Genomic DNA, 18,851 nt, shown 5'->3' with positions numbered 1-18,851 from the left:
GTCTCGGCAGCGAGCTCCTCGAGCCGGTCGCCGCGCCGGGCCGCCGCGACGACGTCCCACCCGTCGGCACGCAACCGCCGGACGGTCGCTGCGCCGATGCCGGACGACGCGCCCGTGACGACGGCGCGGCGGCGAGTGCTGGTCATGACGTGGCTCCTGAGGTCTCGACGCGGATGCGAGGCGGCGCGCGACCCACGGCTCGCGCCCGCCCGGGGGCCACGCTACGACCCCAGCACCCCCACCGAGCACTCCTCCGACCCCTCCCCGTCCCACCCCTCCCGTCCCACCCCCCAGCCACGACCCAGCACCCACTCAGGCCGCGGACACTCGAAGCCGGAGCAACCACAACCTCAACCCCACCCCCAGCCACGACCCAGCGGATGATCGCGCCGCGGACACTCGAAGCCGGAGCAGGCGCGGGCTGGACGAGAGGCGGCGCGTGGCGGGGCGTGCGCGGGGCTGGCGCACGAGCGCGGGGGTCTCGGGGGGTTTGCGTGGGGTGGGGGCGCGTCCTTAGGGTGACCGGCGGAACCTGGTCGGACGTTCGACCAGGTCGCGCCGCCCCGGACTGGGACGGTCCTCCACGACGCGACGTGCGCCGACACCCCGCCCCTCTCCGCGCCCGACGGCGTGCGCGGTGCGTCGAGCACACCCGGAGGACCGATGCCCACGCCCGCCGACCGGCACCCCGCACACCGGCACCCCGCACACCGCCTGGCCGAGCACCGCCAGCCCGAGCACGGCCGGCCCGCGTTCGAGCGCGCCGACCGGCGTGCGTCGGGCCGCGCCCGCGCGCTGCGGGCCGCCCTCGTCCCGCTCGTCGTCGTCCCGGTGCTCGCGCTCGCGGCCTGCGCCGGCGACGCGCCCGCGTCGCCCGGGACCCCGGCCGCCAGCACACCCGCCGCGACCGCGAGCACGAACCCTCCGGCGGCGGCCTTCCCCCTCACCGTGGACAACTGCGGGACCCTCGTGACGCTGGACGCACCGCCCGAGCGGATCGTCACGATCAAGTCCTCGACCGCCGAGATGGTCGCGGCGCTCGGCGCGGCCGACCGCCTCGTCGGGACCGCCTTCAGCGACGGCCCGCCCCCGCAGGAGCTCGCCGCCGCCCTCGCCGACGTGCCCGTGATCTCCGAGAAGGTGCCCGGCCAGGAGGCGCTGCTCGCCGTCGAGCCGGACTTCGTCTACGGCGGGTGGGAGTCGAACTTCTCGGCGGACGGCGTCGGCGAGCGTGACGCGCTCGCGGGCTACGGCATCGCGACGTATGTCTCGCCGTCGGCGTGCAAGGAGCCGGGGTACCAGCCCGACCCGCTGACGTTCGACGACGTGTTCTCCGAGATCCGGGAGGCCGGGGCCGTGCTGGGCGAGCCGGCCGCGGCCGAGCAGGTCGTCGCGCAGCAGCAGAAGACGCTCGACGGCGTCGAGCCGCTCGCGGGGCAGAGCGTCGTGTGGTGGTCGTCGGGCACGGACACGCCGTTCGTCGGCGCGGGCATCGGTGCCCCGCAGATGCTGCTCAGCGCCGCGGGCCTGACGAACGTGTTCGCGGGCGTGCAGGACACCTGGACGTCGGTCGGCTGGGAGGAGGTCGTCGCGGCGAACCCCGACCTGCTGGTCCTCGTCGACTCGGTGTGGAACACGGCCGAGAACAAGAAGGCGGCGCTCGCGGCCAACCCCGCGACGGCCGCCCTCGATGCGGTGAAGAACGAGCGCTACGTCGTCGTCCCGTTCGCCGCCACCGAGGCGGGCGTGCGCAACGCGGACACCGTGGCGGACCTGGTCGCCCAGGTCACGGCGCTGGGAGGCTGAGCCGCCGCGTGCCCTCGAACCACCCGGGCGGCCGTGCCGCCGAGGAGCCGACGGACCGCCGCGCCGCCGACGCCACGGCGCCGCTCACCGGTCGCCCCGCCGGGTCGAGCCGTCCCGCGCGGGACGACGACCGCGCGGCGCCCGTGCGCCGACCGTCGCTCGCGCTGCTGCTGGGCCTGGGTGGGGCCGCGCTGGTCGTGAGCCTGCTCGTCGCCGTCACGATCGGCCCCGCGGACCTCGGCGTGCGCGAGGTCGCGCGCGTCGTGGGCCACCACCTCGGCCTCGTCGGCGACGTGCCGCCGCTGCACGACGCGATCGTGTGGGACCTGCGGCTGCCGCGCGTCCTCACCGCGGCGGCTGTGGGCGCCGGGCTCGCGGCGGCCGGAGCGGTCATGCAGTCCCTCACGCGCAACCCGCTCGCCGACCCGTACCTGCTGGGGCTGTCGTCGGGCGCGTCGCTCGGCGCGGTCGCGGTGCTCGTGCTGGGCGTGGCCGTGCTCCTGCCGGTCGCGGCGTTCGTCGGCGCGATCTCCGCGCTCGTCGCGACGCTCGCGCTCGCCCGCACCGGAGGGGCCGTGACGCCCACGCGCGCGGTGCTCGCGGGGCTCGCGGTCTCCCAGCTCGCGGCGGCCGCGACGTCGTTCGTCATCTTCTGGACCGCGACCGGTGACTCCTACCGCGAGATCCTCTCGTGGCTCATGGGCTCGCTCGCGGGGACCACCTGGTCGTCGGTCGCCATCGCGGGCGGCGCGCTGCTCGTCGTCGGGAGCGTGCTCGTGGCGACGGCGACGCGGCTCGACGCGTTCACGTTCGGCGACACCGCGGCCGCCGCGCTCGGGATCGACGTCGACCGCACCCGGTGGACGCTCATGACCCTCGTCGCGCTGCTCACGGGCGCGCTCGTCGCCGTGAGCGGGGCCATCGGGTTCGTCGGACTCGTGCTGCCGCACGCGGTCTCGGTGCTGACCGGGCCGGCCCACCGTCGCCTGCTCCCGGTGGCGGCCGTCACGGGCGGTGTGTTCCTCATCTGGGCCGACACGCTCGCGCGCACGGTCTTCGCGCCACGCGAGATCCCCGTGGGCATCGTCACCGCGCTCGTCGGCGTGCCGGTGTTCGCCCTGATCCTGCGGCGCGGCAGGGGTGCGGCGTGGAGCTGACGATCGCCGGGGTCGGCGCGCGCCTGGGCGGGCGGTGGGTGGTCGACGGGGTCGACGCGACTCCCCCGGCCGGCGCGCTGACCGGGCTCCTCGGGCCCAACGGCGCGGGCAAGACGACGCTGCTGCGGCTCGTCGCGGGGATCCTGCCGCCCGATGCGGGCGCGGTGCTGGTCGCGGACGACGAGGCGGGCGCGCAGGTCCCCGTGCACGCGCTCGACCGTCGGCACCGCGCGCGCCGCGTGGCCCTGCTCGAGCAGGAGTCCAGCGCGACCGTCCCGCTGACGGTGCGCGAGGTCGTCGCACTCGGCCGGATCCCGTTCCGCACCCTGTGGGGCTCCGACCCCGACGACGCCGCGGTCGACCGGGCCCTGGCGGCCGCGACCGCCGAGCACCTCGCCGAGCGCGCGTGGTCGACCTTGTCCGGCGGCGAGCGCCAGCGCGTGCACATCGCGCGCGCTCTCGCCCAGCAGCCCGAGCTCCTGCTGCTCGACGAGCCGACGAACCATCTCGACGTGTCCGCCCAGCTCTCGCTGCTCGCGTTCGTCCGCGACCTGGGCATCACGACCGTCGCGGCGCTGCACGACCTCAACCTCGCCGCAGCCTTCTGCAGCCACGTCCTCGTACTGTCCGAGGGTCGCCTCGTCGCGGCGGGGCCCCCGCGCGACGTCCTGACCCCGGCGCTGCTGCGCGAGGTCTACGACGTCGACGCCGTGGTCCTGACGCACCCCCGCACGGGCCGCCCGGTGATCGCCCTGACCGGCGGCACCGGCGACCCGCCCGCGTGACGGGCTCGCATATCCGGGACACCGCGACGACCGCCGGGCGACAATGGGCCGCATGACGCTCTGGATGACCGGCGACGCCGCCGCGGACCAGCTGCTCGACGACGACCCGTTCGCCCTCCTGCTCGGGATGCTGCTGGATCAGCAGTACCCGATGGAGGCCGCGTTCGCGGGGCCGGCGAAGATCCTCGACCGGCTCGGCACGCTCTCGCCCGAGGCGATTGCGCACGCCGACCCCGACGAGTTCTCGGCGCTGTGCGCCACGCCCCCGGCGGTGCACCGCTATCCCGGCTCGATGGCGGGACGCATCCAGGCCGTCGCGCGCGCGGTGGTGGAGGACTACGACGGCGACGTCACCCGGATCTGGACGCAGGACGACCCGGACGGCGCGACGGTGCTCAAGCGGCTCAAGGCCCTGCCCGGGTTCGGCGAGCAGAAGGCGCGGATCTTCCTCGCGCTGCTCGGCAAGCAGCGCGGCGTCCAGCCCGCGGGCTGGCGCGAGGCGGCGGGCTCCTACGGCGAGGACGGTTCGCGTCGCTCGATCGCGGATGTGACCGACGCGACCTCGCTGCAGCTGGTGCGCGAGACGAAGAAGGCCGCCAAGGCCGCCGCGAAGGCGCGCTGAGATGGCGCCGCGACTCGCCGCCCTCACCGTCGTCGGCGTCCTCGCTGCCACGGCCGCCCTGGGCGCGTGCGGCGCCGACGAGGACGACACCGCGGGCTACGGGCACGTCGAGGTGAGCGACCTGCCCGACGACGGCGCGGGGCACTTCACGGCGGAGCCCGCCCCGATCACCGGCCGGCTCGTGCTGCACGAGAACGGCTGCGTCAACGTCCTGGTCGACGGCGTCGAACGGCACCCGCTGTGGCCGGACGGCACGACCGTGGTCGACGAGGGCGAGGGCGGCACCGGCAACGGCCGGTACGTCGTGACCTTGTCGACGGGCGTCACGCTCCACGCCGACCCCGCGGCCGGCGACTCGTTCACCGCGCAGGGAGTCGTCGACGACGCCGCAGTCCCGCTGGCGCAGTCCGACGCGCAGGGCAAGGTCGGCTCGTTGATCGTGTACTGCGAGGCGCCGGGCGAGCCGGTGGCCTTCGCCGACGCCACGACGATCGCCCGCGTCGAGGGCTGAGGCTCAGCCCAGCATCGACGACTTGGCGGAGAGCACGCGCTGCCACGCCGCCTCGACCTCGGCGCGGAACTCGTCGTCGACCTGTGCCTGGTGGACGACCGCCTGCACCATCTCCGGCGCGACGTCCGGCACCTTGGACACGAGCACGAGGTCGACCCCCGCATCGATCGCGGAGATCGCCCGGTCGGCCGGTGACCACGCGTGCACCTGCTCGGCGCCGGACAGGTCGTCGGTCACGACCAGCCCGTCGAAACCCAGCTCGCCGCGCAGCAGGTCCGTGACGACCGTGGACGAGAAGGCGGCCGGGTGGTCCGGGTCGAGCTTCGTGTAGACCGCGGTCGAGACCATGACGAGCTGCGCGCCCGCGTCGATCCCGGCGCGGAACACGTCGAGCTGCTCGTCGTCTCGCGTCGTCACGTCGTCGACCACGTCCGCGGACGAGTCGGTGTCCGCGGTGACCCGCCCGAGGCCCGGGAAGTGCTTGATCGCGACCGCGACGCCGGAGTCGCGCAGGCCCGCGGAGAACGCGTTCGCGTGCGTGCTGACGGAGTCGACGGTGGTGCCGTTGTTGCGCTGCAGCGCGCCGACGGGCGGGTTGTCGGCCTGTGTCCCGGGCGGCACGAGGTCCATCACGGGTGCGAGGTCCAGGTTGACGCCGGCCGCGGCGAGCTGGGCGCCCCACCCCGCGGCACGCTCGCGCAGCTCGGCCACGTCCCACGTCGCCTGCTCGGTCGCGGCGGGGATGTCGTCGAACCCGTCGCCCCGCAGCACCTGGACCGTGCCGCCCTCCTGGTCGGTCGAGACCAGCATCGGCGTGCCGTGCGTCGTGGTCGGCCCGACGAGACCCGTGTACCGCTCGACGAGCGCGCGGACCTCGTCGATGCCGGCCGCGCTGCGGCCGTGCAGGAACAGGTTCCCCACGTGGTACTGCTCGATCGCCTCGCGGCTGACGTCGGCGGGCCCGCTGACGTCGACGCCGACCACGAAGAGCTGGCCGACCTTCTGCTCGAGCGTCCAGCCGTCGTCGGGCGTGGGCGTGGGGCTCGCCGCGGGTGCGCTCGCAGCGGGCGTCGGCGTCGAGGTGGGCGACGACGAGGGCAGGCCCGACGAAGGCCCGGCCGACGACGCGCGCCCCTGGCCCAGCACGACCGCACCCACGCCGACGGCCACCGCGACCAGCACGACCGCGACGACCAGGGCCACGCGCTCCGCGCGGCTCACGACGAGGACGGCCGCTCGCCCAGGGCGTCCTTCCAGCCCTGGGCGTACGCCTCCGCGCTGCCCTGACGGAACATGTCCTGCTCGCCGACGCGCACCAGGACGCGCGCGCCCGGCCCGTCCTCGTCGGTCACGTGCTGCGCGAGCCCGCGGACCACGGCGAGCGGCCGGCCCGCGGCCTTGCCCTTGACGAGCTCCGCGGCGGCCGCGACCTCGTCGGCCACCGCCGTCACGGTCATGGTCAGCGGACGGCCGAACGAGTCGGACTCGCCCCGCAGGTCGTCCAGGACGCGCACGCCCGCGGCGCCGATCGCGATGTCGGTGACGCCATCGCGCCACGGCCGCCCGGCGGTGTCCGTCATGAGCACCCCCACGCGCACGCCGAACGCCGCCGCGATCCCGGCACGCAGCGCGCGGGCGCTCGCGTCGGGGTCGAGGGGCAGCAGCAGCACGGTGCCCTCGGGGGTGTTGCTCGCATCCACCCCGGCCGCAGCCATGACGAGCCCGAGCCGGTTCTCGACGATCCGCGTGACCCCCGTGGCGTGCTCGCGCGTCGCGACCACGCGCACGGTCTCCGCGGTGATCGCCTGCTCGCGGTCGTCGGCCGCGACCACGCGGCCCTCGGCCTTGGAGACGACCTTCGAGGTCAGCACCAGCAGGTCCCCGTCCGCGAGCGCGCGGTCGGGGTGCGCACGGGCGTCGTCGACGAGCAGGTCGACGAGCAGGGCGACCAGGTCGTCGCCCGGGGTGATCTCACGCAGGCCCTCGGGGGCCCACACCCGCAGCTCGTCCACGCTCACCGCACGAGCTTCGGCAGCACCTGCTCGCCGAAGGTCTCGATCCACTCGCGCTGGTTGCGCCCCACGTTGTGCAGGTAGATCCGGTCGAAGCCGAGGTCCACGTACTTCTGGATCGCGGCGCGGTGCACGTCGGGGTCGGCGGAGATCACCATGCGGCCCTCGAAGTCCTCGGGACGCACGAGCCGCGCCATCTGCTCGAGCTCGAACGGCGAGCGGATGTCCGCCTTGGGGAACTTCATGCCGCCGTTGGGCCACTCGTGCATCGCGTTGGCGAGCGCCTCCTCGTCGGTCGGCGCCCACGACAGGTGCACCTGCAGGACCTTGGGCAGGTCCTCGGGGTTGCGGCCGGACTCCCGCACGCCGTCGTGGAAGCGCGAGAACAGGCCCTCGATCTTCTCGAGCGGCGCGCCGACCGTGATGAGGCCGTCCGCGTGCCGACCCGCACGCTTGGCGGTGATCGGGCCCGCGGTGGCGACGAGGATCGGCGGGGCCACCTCCGGCATCGTCCACAGGCGCGTGGACTCCATCTTGTAGAACTCGCCGGAGTGCTTGACGTCCTTGCCCGCGAGGGACGCGTTGAACAGCTTCTTGATGATGTCGATGGCCTCGAACATGCGGTTGATCCGCTCGGGCGCCTCGGGCCAGTACTGCGCGGTGATGTGCTCGTTGAGCGCCTCGCCGGAGCCCAGGCCCAGCCAGTGCCGCCCCGGGTACATCGCGGCGAGCGTCGCGCTCGCCTGCGCGACCATCGCGGGGTGCCAGCGGAACGTCGGTGCGGTCACGCCGGGCCCCATGTCGCCGCTGGTCCGTTCGCCGATCGCCGTGAGCACGTTCCACACGAACGCGGCCTGGCCCTGTGCCGGGACCCACGGCTGGAAGTGGTCCGCCGCCATGACGCCCGAGAAGCCGTGCTGCTCGGCGTACGCCGACAGCGCGACCGCCTCGGTGGGGTGGAACTGCTCGAGCATCGCCGCGTAGCCGACCGTCAGGCCGGACGCCGTCACACCAGTCACGTGGTCCTCGTTCTCGTCTCGCTCGCCGTGGCGCGCGCGCAGCGCGGCCGTACCCGATCGACCTTATGCCGTGCGCCCCGGTGTGCGACTGAGCGCGGCGGTCAGGTGCGCGCGGGTTCGCGCACCGCTGGCACCACCGGCTCCGGCATCCCGTCGCGCAGCTCGCCGTCGGACGCGGCACCGGAGCGGACCAGCGCGACCCCGACGACGACGAGCGCGGCGCCCAGGACCTGGATCGCCAGCGGCGCCTCTCCGAGGAGCAGCCAGGCCAGGAGGACGGCGAACAGCACCTCCATGAGGGCGAGGAACGACGCGAGCCGCTCCCCGAGCAGCCGCACGGAGACCGCGCTGACGCCGTACGCGAACGCCGTGGGCACGGCGCCGACGACGAGCAGCGGGACGAACCACTCGACCTGCGCCCCGAGCATCGTGACCTGCACGCGCGGCGCGGCCACGGGCAGGATCCCGGCGAGCGCGACGAGCGTCACGGTGAGCGCCCCGACGAGCATCGCCGAACCGGCGAGGCTCACCGGCGGGAGCGCGATGGGCCGTGCGGTGAGCGCGAAGTAGGCGGCGTTGCCGATCGCCGCGACGAACGCGAAGACGAGCCCGAGCGCGTCGAGCTCGAGCGACCCGGTCACGTCGAGCACGAGCACGAGCCCGGCCATCGCGAGCGCGGCCCCGGCGAGGGTCGCGCGCGACGGGGTGCGGCGCGTGCGGAACCACGACCAGCCGAGCAGGAGCAGCGGCCCGGTGTACTCGACGAGCAGCGCGACCGCGACGGGCAGCCGATCGACCGCGAGGAAGTAGAACGTGGACGCGCCCGCGACGCCGAGCAGGCCGAGGCCGACGACGGTGCGCCACTCGGCGCGCAGCGCGGGCCAGCGCCCCCGCAGCGCCCAGGCGGCGGGCCCGGCGAGCAGGAGCGTGCCGAGCCACAGCCGGACGAGGATCGCCGCGCCGGGCGTCCAGCCCGCGGCGAGCAGCGGCTTGACCACCGGCCCGCTCGTGGCGAACGCGAGCGCCGCGACGAGCCCGGCGACGATCCCCACGCTGCGCGCGCGCGTGCCCTGCATGACGCTCTCCCTGACGTGACGCCGACCTGCGCTCCATGTCAGGGGTCACAGGCTCCTATGCTCGTGACACTAGGACCCGACATGGTCAGGAGTCAATGTGGTCTTTGCTCGTGACACCGAGGCGAACCTCCAGGCCGCCGTCGAGCTGGTGAACAGCGACCGCCGACGCGACGGCGAGGACACGCTCGCGAGCGTCGAGCAGCTCGACGCTTTCTACCGACGCTGGGGCTACTCGGTGCGCCACGACGGCGACCTCGCCGAGCTCGCGCAGGTGCACGACGCGCGCGCCCACCTGAGCCGGCTCTGGGAGGTCGACCGCGACGAGGCGGCGGAGCTCGTCAACACGATCCTGCGCGACGCCGCGGCGGTGCCGTTCCTCACGCGCCACGACGCGCTCGACTGGCACCTGCACGCGACCGTCCCGGATGCGCCGCTCGCGACCGTCATGCTCGTCGAGACCGCCATGAGCGTGGCCGACGTCGTGCGCTCCGACGAGTACGACCGGCTGCGGCGGTGCGCGGGCGAGGACTGCACCGCAGTGCTCGTCGACCTGTCGCGCAACCGCTCACGCCGGTTCTGCGACGTCAACAACTGCGGCAACCGCGCGCACGTCGCGGCCTACCGTGCGCGGCACAGCACGGACTGACGCCACACACGTGCCCACGACCTCGGCCGGGGCGGGCGTGAGCATCGTCAGCGTGGCAGCGGGCCGCCGAGCGTCGGCAACGCAGCCGGCGTGCCCACCCAGCGCAGGTCGCCGCTCGCGGCCGGGTCGGCCAGGCACGTCGCGAGATCCACCGCCTCCCCGGCCACGCCGCCGCGCACCGACGTCGGCAGCAGCGCGGGGTCGGACACGTCCTGCGGAGCGGCCGCGACGACCGCGACCGACACCACGGTCGAGCCGCCTGACAGCGGCACGGGCAGCCCGAGCTCGTCGACGACCTCCCCCGTGACCGTCGCCGTGGCCGGCACGCCCGGCAGCACCTCGCGCACGAGGTCGACGCGCACCGAGTCCTGCGGTCCGGCGCACTGCGCGAACACCGGCACCCATCCCGCCACGACGGCCCGCTCGACCTCGGCGCCGACCGCGCGCCACGGCTCATCCGGCGACTCGCTGCGCGCCGACGCGCGCGGCCGCTCGTAGCGACCGCCACCGGGGTCCTGCGCGCTCTCGACGGTCGCGTCCACCGGCCACGACTGCGCCCGCAGCGCGTCGAGCACGTCGCCGCGGCTCAGGTCGCGCGCACAGCCCCCGAGGGCGCCGAGCACGAGCCCGGCGACGAGGACGACGGCGGCCGCTCCGACGACACCGGGCACGCGACCAGCCAGCACCCGGGCGGCGTCTCGAGACGTCATCGCGTGGCCTCGTCGACGCCCTGGACCTGCGCGAGCAGGTCGCTCGGTCCGACGCTCGCTCCCCCAGGACCGCCGAGGCACTCCAGCGCGTCGAACTCGACCGGCTCGTCGGGCACGTCGAGGTTCGCACGGTTGGTGTGGTGCGGCGCGTATGCCGCCACGAGCACGCGGCGTGGCAGCGCGCGTGCGGCAGCGTCCTCGCCCTCGGGCTGCTGGGCCCCGGACTGGTCCTGCTCGACGCGCACCTCACCGACCGCCACGGCCCCGTCGGACAGCGCGCGCACCAGCTCGATCGTGACGGGCCACCCCGAGCCCGAGCCGTCACCGCAGCGCGCCGCGGCGACGACCCAGCCCTCGCGTGCTGCCGAGGTCGTCTCGGCCGCCAGCACCTGCGCGAGCGTCCCCGTCGTCGTGCGCGTCCCCCGTCCCGTGCCGGGCTCGAACTGGCGGTTCGTGCCGAACGCGTACCGGCCGACCGTCAGTGAGGTCGCCGCGAGCCACGGGTCGGCGGCCAGGTCCTGGTAGCGCTGGACGTCGACGCCCGTCGTCTGGTCGTCGGGAGCCGACGGCGTGCACGCGGCGAGCGCGCCGACCACGAGCGCACCGACGGCCCTCCCGCGCGAGGTGCGGACGGTCACGGCGTGACGACCGCCCACGGCTTGGGCCACCCGCCCACCGAGAACTCCCCGGCGACGAACTGCTCCTGCGTCACGACGACCCGCTGCCCGTGCCCGGGCTCGTAGAGCTCGATCGACCCGTCCGCGTGGGCGTACACCAGCACGACGTGCCGCGGGGCGGTCTCGTCCCCGACGTAGAGGATGGCCGGGTGGCCCTGGTCGGTGGACTCCACGAGCGAGCGGTACGCGTCCTGCTTGTCGTCCGACGAGGCCGGGTCGACCATGTCGACCTCGTACCGCACGCCGTCGGGCGCCATCGCGTCCAGCTCCTCGGCCGCGGCCCACGGTGAGGTCCCCAGCGCCGGGATCCACGGCATCGACACGTTGTCGGGCCGCCACCCGCGATCGGGGTCGACGCGCGGGTCGTCGGTGCGGCGCTTCATCTCGGTCTCGAGGTCCTTGAACCGGTCGCCCGGCGTGCGGGAGGGGTCATCGGCCTGGCCGGTGGTCGCGTCGTAGCCGGTGAGCACGCGCAGCGCCAGAGCCGGGTCGCGCAGCATGCTCGCGTAGACGAGCGACGACGAGCCGCAGGTCGTGCCGGTCGTCTGCGTGAACGGGCCGTCGTGCCGCAGCGCGGACTGCGGGTCGAGCAGGGCGTCGGGGTCGGGCGCGCGGTTGATCCGCTGCGCGAACCGCCGGAGCGTGGCGATCGGGTGCCCCGCCGCGAGCGCGGCGAGCAGCCACGCCCGGTGCCGCTGCGACGCCGCGTCGGCCATGAGCGCGTCGAACGCGGCGCGGTCCTGCGCGGACATCGCCTCGTACGCGGCTCGTGCGCGCTCGAGGACGCCGTCGACGAGCGGCAGGCGGCCCGAGCCCGTGCCGTGCTGCCCGAGGGCATCCAGCGCGCGCATGCCGGGGGCCGCGCCGTCCGGGAACGGCATGGTGGCCTCGACCGCGGCGAGCTCGCTCGCGCACGCCTTCGCCGCCGCACCCGCGTCCCGCCAGGACTCGAGGGCGGCGTTCAGCGCCTCGCGCAGGTGCCGCACGACGTCGTCGAGCTGGTCGAGCTCCCCCGGGTGGCGCGGGATGTCGTCGCGCGCACGCCGCAACGAGCCCGCGACGTCCCCGTGCCGCCGCTGCGCGCGGGCGAGCGCCTCGGCGTGCTCCTCGAGCGCGACGGCGGCGCGCCGGGCACCCGTCGCCGCGTCGGTGAGCCGGCGGTCGAGCTCGACCGCGGTGGCGTCGAACGCGCGCGCCGCGCTGCCCGTCCAGACGCTGCGTCGGTGCACGCGGTCGGCATCGACCTTGTCGGTCGTCGCCGTCAGGCCGCGCGCGAGGGTCGACCACGCGTGAGCCGCCCGTACGCTCGCAGCCGGGTCGCCGGGAGGAGGCTGGGTCGCGATCGTGCGGATCCTGTCGACGAGCCGACCCGCGGCCGCGACGTTCTGCACGAGGTCGAGCGGGTTGAGCGAGAACCCGGCCTCGTCGAGCGAGTCGAGCCCACGCCACAGCGACTGGACGACCTTGTCGAAGTCGACGTCCACGATCCCGCCGCTCACGGCTGGACCCCCCGGAAGATCGCGGCCGTCTTCTCGTCGCCGTCGGTCGTGGCGCGGACGCATGCGTCGAGCTCGGTCCCGACCTCGACCAGCGCAGCCGCCGCGACGCGCAGCCCCTCGGTCCACCGGTGCACGGCGCGCTCGTGGGCACGGGCGACCGGGACCACGGCCTCGGCGGCCGCGGCGGCGTGCGCGTCCCGCACGCGTCCCAGCTCCATGCCGGACGCGCGGAACCGCACCGCCATCGCGCCGACCGCCGCGGGCTGCAGCTCGACCTCGTCGCTCACGTCCCCCACCCTCCGTCGGGCACACCTCGTCGTGCATCGGCCCGGGTCATCGTGACAGACGAGCGACCGGCCCGGAACCCGGGCCCGGCCGTCTGCCGAACGCCCCTCGCGGGCGGCGCCGGCGTGGGACGATCGGCCGGCAGTCACCCGCGCAGAAGGAGCGACGTGGACACCCTCGGATACCAGTCGCTCGTCCAGGACAGGCTCGCCACCTCGGGGTACAGCTTGCGGAGCACACCCCCGTGGGGGCTCGTCGGGTACCGGCGGGACTTCCGCGTGCGTTGGGGTGCGACGACTCTGCACCTGCTCGTCCACGTCGCCACGACGTCGCACGTGACGGCGGACGAGCTCGCCCGGTTCACACGCTCGTCGCTCGACCAGGCGGAGCTCGCGCACGGCGGAATGCGGGGCTTGCAGTCCGGCGTCGGAGTCATCTCGGCCGTGATCGGCGACTCGGCGGACGAGGACGCGCACCGCTACGCGCTCACGACGATCGTGCGGGACTTCGCCGCGTTCGCCTGGCCGGTCGTCGTCGACCTGGGTGCGCGCGTGCGCTCGAGCCGGCCGAGCGGGCCGGTGATCGGCGCGGTTTACAACTCCTGGATGCTCTCGCAGATCGAGGCGCTCCTGCCGCAGCCCGACGCTCTCGTGCCCGCGGACCCGCGCTGAGACGTCCCGGCGCACGAAACCCGTACAGCAACACCCGCGACGTCTGGGAAGATGGGCGGTCATGAGCGACCTGACCCCCCGGACCGACGCCCCGACGACCTCCGCCGGCCGCCGCGTACCGGACAAGGTCGGCCTCGAAGGGCTCGAGGAGTCCTGGTCGGCTCGCTGGGCCGAGCTGGGGACGTACACGTTCGACCGCTCGAAGTCCCGCGCGCAGGTCTACTCGATCGACACGCCGCCGCCCACCGTCTCGGGCTCGCTGCACGTGGGGCACGTCTTCTCCTACACGCACACCGACGTCGTCGCGCGCTACCGCCGCATGCGCGGCGCCGAGGTCTTCTACCCGATGGGCTGGGACGACAACGGCCTGCCCACCGAGCGCCGCGTCCAGAACTACTACGGCGTGCGCTGCGACCCTTCGCTGCCCTACGACCCGGACTTCACCCCGCCGCACGAGGGCACCGATGGCAAGACGATCAAGGCCGCCGACCAGGTCCCGGTGAGCCGCCGCAACTTCGTGGAGCTGTGCGAGCGGCTCACGGTCGAGGACGAGCGGCAGTTCGAGGCGCTGTGGCGCCGGCTCGGCCTGTCCGTCGACTGGTCGATGACCTACCAGACGATCTCCGCCGAGTCGCGAGCCGTGGCGCAGCAGGCGTTCCTGCGCAACCTCGAGCGCGGCGAGGCGTACCAGGCCGAGGCCCCCGGGCTGTGGGACGTGACGTTCCAGACGGCCGTCGCGCAGGCCGAGCTCGAGGCACGCGACTACCCGGGCGCGTTCCACCGCGTCGCGTTCCACGGCGCCGACGGCCCGGTCCACATCGAGACGACGCGGCCCGAGCTGCTCCCGGCGTGCGTCGCGCTCATCGCCCACCCCGACGACGAGCGCTACCAGCACCTGTTCGGCACCACGGTCACCACGCCGCTGTTCGGCGTCGAGGTGCCGGTCCTCGCGCACCCCGCGGCCGAGCCGGACAAGGGCGCGGGCATCGCGATGTGCTGCACGTTCGGTGACCTCACCGACGTGCAGTGGTGGCGCGAGCTGCAGCTCCCGACGCGCTCGGTGGTCCAGCGCGACGGTCGGCTGCTGCGCGAGACGCCCGAGTGGATCACGTCGCCCGAGGGCCGCGAGCGCTTCGCGGGGCTCACGGGCAAGACAACCTTCTCGGCGCGCGAGGCGGTCGTCGCCGGCCTGCGCGAGACCGGCGACCTCGACGGAGAGCCCACGCCCACGCAGCGCAAGGCGAACTTCTACGAGAAGGGCGACAAGCCCCTCGAGATCGTCACGAGCCGCCAGTGGTACATCCGCAACGGCGGTCGCGACGAGGAGCTGCGCACGGCGCTGCTCGCGCGCGGCGCCGAGATCGACTTCCACCCGGAGTTCATGCAGGTCCGGTACGAGAACTGGGTCGGCGGCCTGAACGGCGACTGGCTCATCAGCCGCCAGCGCTTCTTCGGCGTGCCGCTGCCCGTCTGGTACGCGCTCGACGCCGACGGCCAGCCCCTCTACGACGAGCCGCTGCGCCCGCGCGAGGACCAGCTCCCGATCGACCCCTCGTCGGACGTCCCCGAGGGCTACACGGCCGATCAGCGCGGCGTGCCCGGAGGGTTCGTCGGCGACCCGGACATCATGGACACGTGGGCGACCTCGTCCCTGACCCCGCAGATCGCGGGCGGCTGGCGTTCCGACCCGGACCTGTTCGAGCGCGTGTTCCCCATGGACCTGCGCCCGCAGGGCCAGGACATCATCCGCACGTGGCTGTTCTCGACGGTCGTGCGCGCGCACCTCGAGCACGGCTCGCTGCCGTGGTCCGACGCGGCCATCAGCGGCTGGATCCTGGACCCCGACCGCAAGAAGATGTCGAAGTCCAAGGGCAACGTCGTCACGCCGATGGGCCTGCTCGAGGAGCACGGCTCGGACGCGGTGCGCTACTGGGCGGCCTCGGCGCGGCTCGGCACGGACGCGGCGTTCGAGGTCGGCCAGATGAAGATCGGCCGCCGTCTCGCGATCAAGGTGCTCAACGCCTCGAAGTTCGCGCTGTCGTTCGGCTCGGCCGACGAGGCCCCGTCGCTCGACCCCGCGCTCGTGACCGTCGCGCTCGACCAGGCGATGCTCGCGGGCCTGGCCGACGTCGTCGAGCAGGCCACAGCCGCGCTCGAGGCGTACGACCACACGCGTGCGCTCGAGCTCACCGAGACGTTCTTCTGGACGTTCTGCGACGACTACCTCGAGCTCGTCAAGGATCGCGCGTACGGCGAGGGCGCGGGTGCGCAGAGCGCCCGCACCGCGCTGTGCCTCGCGCTCGACGTGCTCCTGCGCCTGCTCGCGCCGGTCCTGCCGTTCGCGACCGAGGAGGTCTGGTCGTGGTGGCGCGAGGGCTCGGTGCACCGCGCCGCGTGGCCGACGTCGGCTCCGCTGCGCACCGCCTCGGGCGAGGCCTCGTTCGCCACGGTCACCGCCGCGGGCGCGGCGCTCGCCGCGCTGCGCAAGGTCAAGTCCGAGGCCAAGGTCTCGATGCGCACCGAGATCCTCGCCGCGCGCCTCGAGGTGCCGTCCGCGCAGCTCGCGTCCGTCGAGCTCGCGCTCGACGACGTGCGGGCCGCCGGCCGCGCCACGGGGACCCTCGAGGTCGTGGGCGCGGACGTCGAGCAGGCGGTCGCGCGTGACGCCGAGCTCGGCGAGTCGGTCAAGCGCGGTTCCTGACACGGGGCCGACCGGGAGCGGCCGTCCGGCCCGCTCCCGGTCGGTTACCGAGCGGTAGGGTCGCGTGCGTGCCGAACGGAGAGACCGCCATGCCCGCAGACCCTGACCCGACCTCGAGGCCCGCCTCGCACCCGGACGACGTCGCCCCTGTTCCCGCCGACGCCCCGCGGTCCATCCCGGGCCTGCTCGCGCGTCGTCTCGAGCGTGACGGCGACGGCACGATGATCGAGCGGTCGGCCGGCCCCGGCGCACCGTGGACCCCGGTGACGGTCCGCGCCTTCGCGGCCGAGGTGACCGCGGTCGCCAAGGGGCTCGTCGCGCGCGGCATCCAGCCCGGCGACCGCGTCGGGATCATGTCGCGCACGCGGTACGAGTGGACGCTGCTCGACTTCGCGATCTGGGCCGCGGGCGCGGTCGGGGTGCCGGTCTACGAGACCTCGTCCGCCGAGCAGGTGCGGTGGATCTGCGCCGATGCGGGGGCACGGCTGGTCGTCGTCGAGACCGAGGCGCACGCCGCGGTGGTCGCCCAGGTCCGCGACGACCTCCCCGGCCTGACCGACGTGCTGGTGATCGACTCGGGCGGTCTCGACGCCCTCGTCACCGCCGGCGCCGACGTGGCCGACGGCGAGATCGCCCGCCGCAGCGCCCTGACCGGCCCGGACGACCTCGCGACGATCATCTACACGTCCGGCACGACCGGCCGGCCCAAGGGCGTCGAGCTCACGCACGGCAACTTCGTCTCGCTCACGCTGCTGGGCGTCGAGGGACTCACCGACGTCTGCGCGAGGCCGCACTCGCGCACCCTGCTGTTCATGCCGCTCGCGCACGTGTTCGCGCGCTTCATCCAGGTGCTGTGCGTACCGTCGGGTGCGGTGCTGGGGCACACGCCGGACACCCGCAACCTGCTGCCCGACCTGGCCGCGTTCCAGCCCACGTTCATCCTGGCCGTCCCCCGCGTGTTCGAGAAGGTCTACAACTCGGCGGAGCAGAAGGCCGGCGGTGGCCTGTCGCTGCGGGTCTTCCGGTGGGCGGCGAAGGTCGCGATCACCTACTCGCGCGCGCTCGACACGCCGCAGGGCCCGAGCGCCGCGCTGCGCAGCCAGCACCGGCTCGCGGGCCGGCTCGTGCACACCAAGCTGCGCGCGGCGCTGGGCGGGCGCGCCGAGTACGCGATCTCGGGCGGCGCCCCCCTCGGCGAGCGCCTGGGGCACTTCTACCGCGGCATCGGCGTGCGCGTGCTGGAGGGCTACGGCCTCACCGAGACGACCGCGCCGACCGCCGTCAACCAGCCCGGTCTCATCAAGGTCGGGACCGTCGGGCCGGCGTTCCACGGCACCCGCCTGCGCGTCGACGACACGGGCGAGATCTGGGTCGCGGGTCCGCACGTGTTCCGCGGCTACCGGCACGACGAGGAGGCGACGAAGGCCGCGCTCGTCGACGGCTGGTTCCGCACGGGTGACCTCGGGACGCTCGACGAGGACGGCTACCTGCGCATCACGGGTCGCTCGAAGGAGATCATCGTCACCGCGGGCGGCAAGAACGTCGCACCCGCGGTCCTCGAGGACCGCCTGCGCGGGCACCCGCTCGTGAGCCAGGTCGTCGTGGTGGGCGACCAGCGGCCGTTCATCGGCGCGCTCGTGACGCTCGACCCGGAGATGCTGCCGGGCTGGCTGTCCAACCACGGTCTGCCGCAGATGGACGTCGAGGCTGCCAGCACCCACGAGGCGGTCCTCGAGGCCCTCGACCGCGCCGTGGCGCGCGCCAACGAGGCGGTGTCGCGTGCCGAGTCGATCCGCAAGATCACCGTGCTGCCCACCGACCTCACCGAGGGGAACGGATACCTGACGCCGTCGCTGAAGGTCAAGCGCGCGCTCGTCCTCAAGGACTTCGCCGACGTGATCGACGAGCTGTACGTCGACATCCGTCCGGCGGGCACCCGAAAGGAGTAGGCCGCCGCCACCGACGCGCCGTCGCTCCAGGTCGCAGGTCCCTTGTCAGAGGTCTGCCCGACCATGGTGTACAACATGGACAGCCGACCAGTTTCGGGGGCGGCGCCGACATGACGGGGTGAGGTGCACCGATGCACGAGCTGGCGGTCTGCCACGTCGGGGCGAAGCACGGCTCGACGATCGGGTTCGTCGAGAAGTACGAGACCGGCGTGCTCGTCGCGCGCGTGCAGGCCCCTCTCGAGAACCAGCACATCGGCGACGTCGTGCACGCGGTCGTCCTCGACCCGGTCAAGGGTGAGTGCCGGTACACCGGTCTGATCGGCGGGGTGTCCGACGAGCACGTCAGCGTGGTCGTGCAGGAGCTCGTCGCGCAGAACCAGCGCCGCTCGTGCGCACGCGCGTCGTACTCGGCCGCCTGCATCGGGGTCCTCGAGCGCGTCCCGACGAACGAGGCGATCCGGCTCTCGGTCGTCGACGTCAGCGCGTCCGGCATCCGGTTCGCGAGCCCCACCGCGCTCGACCACGGCGACGTCGTGCGTCTCTCGCTGCCGGTCGACGCGGGGTCCGTCGACCTGCGCGCACGCGTGCTGCGCATCGAGGAGGCCACCTGGGGCTGGCGCTACGGATGCGACCTCCTCGACCTCAGCGAGCCCACCCGCGAGGCGCTGTTCCGCCTCGTGCTGCGCCTCCAGCGCGAAGAGGCACGGGCACGCGCGGACCGGTGA

General features: G+C 74.4%; 19 protein-coding genes. 10 read left to right on the top strand and 9 right to left on the bottom strand.

The genetic code is table 11. The features are described from left to right. A partial coding sequence (locus CGE01nite_RS02685) for an SDR family NAD(P)-dependent oxidoreductase (RefSeq protein ID WP_141368802.1) occupies window positions 1-146 on the bottom strand: 146 nt, incomplete at its 3' end. Between the two features lie 517 nt (window positions 147-663). Between CGE01nite_RS02685 and CGE01nite_RS02680 the strand changes: the two genes are divergently transcribed. The 5 genes from CGE01nite_RS02680 to CGE01nite_RS02660 all read left to right on the top strand — a co-directional run bounded on the left by CGE01nite_RS02680 (window position 664) and on the right by CGE01nite_RS02660 (window position 4,881). After that, complete coding sequence (locus CGE01nite_RS02680; RefSeq protein WP_141368800.1) at window positions 664-1,806, top strand: putative F420-0 ABC transporter substrate-binding protein; 1,143 nt, start codon at window positions 664-666, stop codon at window positions 1,804-1,806. A 143-nt stretch (window positions 1,807-1,949) separates the two neighbouring features. Then, window positions 1,950-2,963 carry a putative F420-0 ABC transporter permease subunit gene (locus CGE01nite_RS02675; RefSeq protein ID WP_141368837.1) on the top strand — a complete coding sequence of 338 codons (1,014 nt, stop codon included), beginning with the start codon at window positions 1,950-1,952 and terminating at the stop codon, window positions 2,961-2,963. Next, window positions 2,954-3,748, top strand: coding sequence for a putative F420-0 ABC transporter ATP-binding protein (locus CGE01nite_RS02670; RefSeq protein WP_141368798.1), 795 nt, complete (start codon window positions 2,954-2,956; stop codon window positions 3,746-3,748). The genes CGE01nite_RS02675 and CGE01nite_RS02670 overlap by 10 nt, the downstream gene beginning before the upstream one ends. Window positions 3,749-3,800: 52 nt before the next feature. Beyond that, a complete protein-coding gene (locus CGE01nite_RS02665; RefSeq protein WP_141368796.1) occupies window positions 3,801-4,370 on the top strand; it encodes an HhH-GPD-type base excision DNA repair protein in 570 nt (189 codons plus the stop codon). Between the two features lies 1 nt (window position 4,371). Then, window positions 4,372-4,881, top strand: coding sequence for a hypothetical protein (locus CGE01nite_RS02660; RefSeq protein ID WP_141368794.1), 510 nt, complete (start codon window positions 4,372-4,374; stop codon window positions 4,879-4,881). A 3-nt stretch (window positions 4,882-4,884) separates the two neighbouring features. Here CGE01nite_RS02660 and CGE01nite_RS02655 read toward each other — a convergent pair whose 3' ends face one another. From CGE01nite_RS02655 to CGE01nite_RS02640, 4 genes are all read right to left on the bottom strand, one after another. After that, window positions 4,885-6,102, bottom strand: a complete 1,218-nt coding sequence (locus tag CGE01nite_RS02655) for a glycoside hydrolase family 3 N-terminal domain-containing protein (protein WP_229747446.1) — start codon at window positions 6,100-6,102, stop codon at window positions 4,885-4,887. Next, the gene (locus CGE01nite_RS02650) at window positions 6,099-6,899 is read right to left on the bottom strand and encodes a coenzyme F420-0:L-glutamate ligase (RefSeq protein WP_371857559.1); all 801 of its coding nucleotides are present in this window, start codon (window positions 6,897-6,899) and stop codon (window positions 6,099-6,101) included. The genes CGE01nite_RS02655 and CGE01nite_RS02650 overlap by 4 nt, the downstream gene beginning before the upstream one ends. After that, window positions 6,896-7,867: a TIGR03557 family F420-dependent LLM class oxidoreductase gene (locus CGE01nite_RS02645; RefSeq protein ID WP_048342287.1), complete on the bottom strand. Its 972-nt coding sequence runs from the start codon at window positions 7,865-7,867 to the stop codon at window positions 6,896-6,898. Before CGE01nite_RS02645 ends, CGE01nite_RS02650 begins: the two co-directional genes overlap by 4 nt. 146 nt (window positions 7,868-8,013) lie before the next feature. Next, a complete protein-coding gene (locus tag CGE01nite_RS02640) occupies window positions 8,014-8,988 on the bottom strand; it encodes an EamA family transporter (RefSeq protein ID WP_141368792.1) in 975 nt (324 codons plus the stop codon). A gap of 97 nt (window positions 8,989-9,085) precedes the next feature. Between CGE01nite_RS02640 and CGE01nite_RS02635 the strand changes: the two genes are divergently transcribed. Continuing rightward, on the top strand, window positions 9,086-9,634 hold the full coding sequence (locus tag CGE01nite_RS02635; RefSeq protein WP_048342257.1) for a CGNR zinc finger domain-containing protein: 549 nt from the start codon (window positions 9,086-9,088) through the stop codon (window positions 9,632-9,634). A gap of 47 nt (window positions 9,635-9,681) precedes the next feature. Here the strand turns inward: CGE01nite_RS02635 and CGE01nite_RS02630 are convergent, their stop codons facing one another. The 4 genes from CGE01nite_RS02630 to CGE01nite_RS02615 are packed head-to-tail and all read right to left on the bottom strand — an operon-like array spanning window position 9,682 to window position 12,807. Next, window positions 9,682-10,344 carry a hypothetical protein gene (locus CGE01nite_RS02630; protein WP_141368790.1) on the bottom strand — a complete coding sequence of 221 codons (663 nt, stop codon included), beginning with the start codon at window positions 10,342-10,344 and terminating at the stop codon, window positions 9,682-9,684. Next, window positions 10,341-10,982 carry a hypothetical protein gene (locus tag CGE01nite_RS02625; protein ID WP_141368788.1) on the bottom strand — a complete coding sequence of 214 codons (642 nt, stop codon included), beginning with the start codon at window positions 10,980-10,982 and terminating at the stop codon, window positions 10,341-10,343. Before CGE01nite_RS02625 ends, CGE01nite_RS02630 begins: the two co-directional genes overlap by 4 nt. Further along, window positions 10,979-12,520 carry a WXG100 family type VII secretion target gene (locus CGE01nite_RS02620; RefSeq protein ID WP_141368786.1) on the bottom strand — a complete coding sequence of 514 codons (1,542 nt, stop codon included), beginning with the start codon at window positions 12,518-12,520 and terminating at the stop codon, window positions 10,979-10,981. The genes CGE01nite_RS02625 and CGE01nite_RS02620 overlap by 4 nt, the downstream gene beginning before the upstream one ends. Further along, complete coding sequence (locus tag CGE01nite_RS02615) at window positions 12,517-12,807, bottom strand: hypothetical protein (RefSeq protein ID WP_141368785.1); 291 nt, start codon at window positions 12,805-12,807, stop codon at window positions 12,517-12,519. The genes CGE01nite_RS02620 and CGE01nite_RS02615 overlap by 4 nt, the downstream gene beginning before the upstream one ends. Before the next feature lie 165 nt (window positions 12,808-12,972). Here CGE01nite_RS02615 and CGE01nite_RS02610 point away from each other — a divergent pair, with 165 nt between their 5' ends. The 4 genes from CGE01nite_RS02610 (at window position 12,973) to CGE01nite_RS02595 (ending at window position 18,851) form a co-directional block, all read left to right on the top strand. Beyond that, complete coding sequence (locus CGE01nite_RS02610; RefSeq protein WP_053071570.1) at window positions 12,973-13,476, top strand: hypothetical protein; 504 nt, start codon at window positions 12,973-12,975, stop codon at window positions 13,474-13,476. A gap of 61 nt (window positions 13,477-13,537) precedes the next feature. Continuing rightward, window positions 13,538-16,177: a valine--tRNA ligase gene (gene valS / locus CGE01nite_RS02605; protein WP_141368783.1), complete on the top strand. Its 2,640-nt coding sequence runs from the start codon at window positions 13,538-13,540 to the stop codon at window positions 16,175-16,177. Between the two features lie 89 nt (window positions 16,178-16,266). Further along, a complete protein-coding gene (locus CGE01nite_RS02600; RefSeq protein WP_141368781.1) occupies window positions 16,267-18,126 on the top strand; it encodes an AMP-dependent synthetase/ligase in 1,860 nt (619 codons plus the stop codon). A 131-nt stretch (window positions 18,127-18,257) separates the two neighbouring features. Then, window positions 18,258-18,851 (top strand): PilZ domain-containing protein, encoded by a 594-nt coding sequence (locus CGE01nite_RS02595; protein WP_048342250.1) that lies wholly within the window; start codon window positions 18,258-18,260, stop codon window positions 18,849-18,851.

Source organism: Cellulomonas gelida, assembly GCF_006538725.1.
GTDB classification, from domain to species: Bacteria; Actinomycetota; Actinomycetes; order Actinomycetales; family Cellulomonadaceae; genus Cellulomonas; species Cellulomonas gelida.
Note: the sequence above shows the minus strand (reverse complement) of the source record. Positions and strands in the feature narration are given on the sequence as shown.

Coding starts and splice junctions, on each gene's coding strand:
- CGE01nite_RS02660 (WP_141368794.1), top strand. CDS start 4,372: ATGGCGCCGCGACTCGCCGCCCTCACCGTCGTCGGCGTCCTCGCTGCC.
- CGE01nite_RS02600 (WP_141368781.1), top strand. CDS start 16,267: ATGCCCGCAGACCCTGACCCGACCTCGAGGCCCGCCTCGCACCCGGAC.
- CGE01nite_RS02630 (WP_141368790.1), bottom strand. CDS start 10,344: ATGACGTCTCGAGACGCCGCCCGGGTGCTGGCTGGTCGCGTGCCCGGT.
- CGE01nite_RS02640 (WP_141368792.1), bottom strand. CDS start 8,988: ATGCAGGGCACGCGCGCGCGCAGCGTGGGGATCGTCGCCGGGCTCGTC.
- valS (WP_141368783.1), top strand. CDS start 13,538: ATGAGCGACCTGACCCCCCGGACCGACGCCCCGACGACCTCCGCCGGC.
- CGE01nite_RS02595 (WP_048342250.1), top strand. CDS start 18,258: ATGCACGAGCTGGCGGTCTGCCACGTCGGGGCGAAGCACGGCTCGACG.
- CGE01nite_RS02680 (WP_141368800.1), top strand. CDS start 664: ATGCCCACGCCCGCCGACCGGCACCCCGCACACCGGCACCCCGCACAC.
- CGE01nite_RS02665 (WP_141368796.1), top strand. CDS start 3,801: ATGACGCTCTGGATGACCGGCGACGCCGCCGCGGACCAGCTGCTCGAC.
- CGE01nite_RS02645 (WP_048342287.1), bottom strand. CDS start 7,867: ATGCTCGAGCAGTTCCACCCCACCGAGGCGGTCGCGCTGTCGGCGTAC.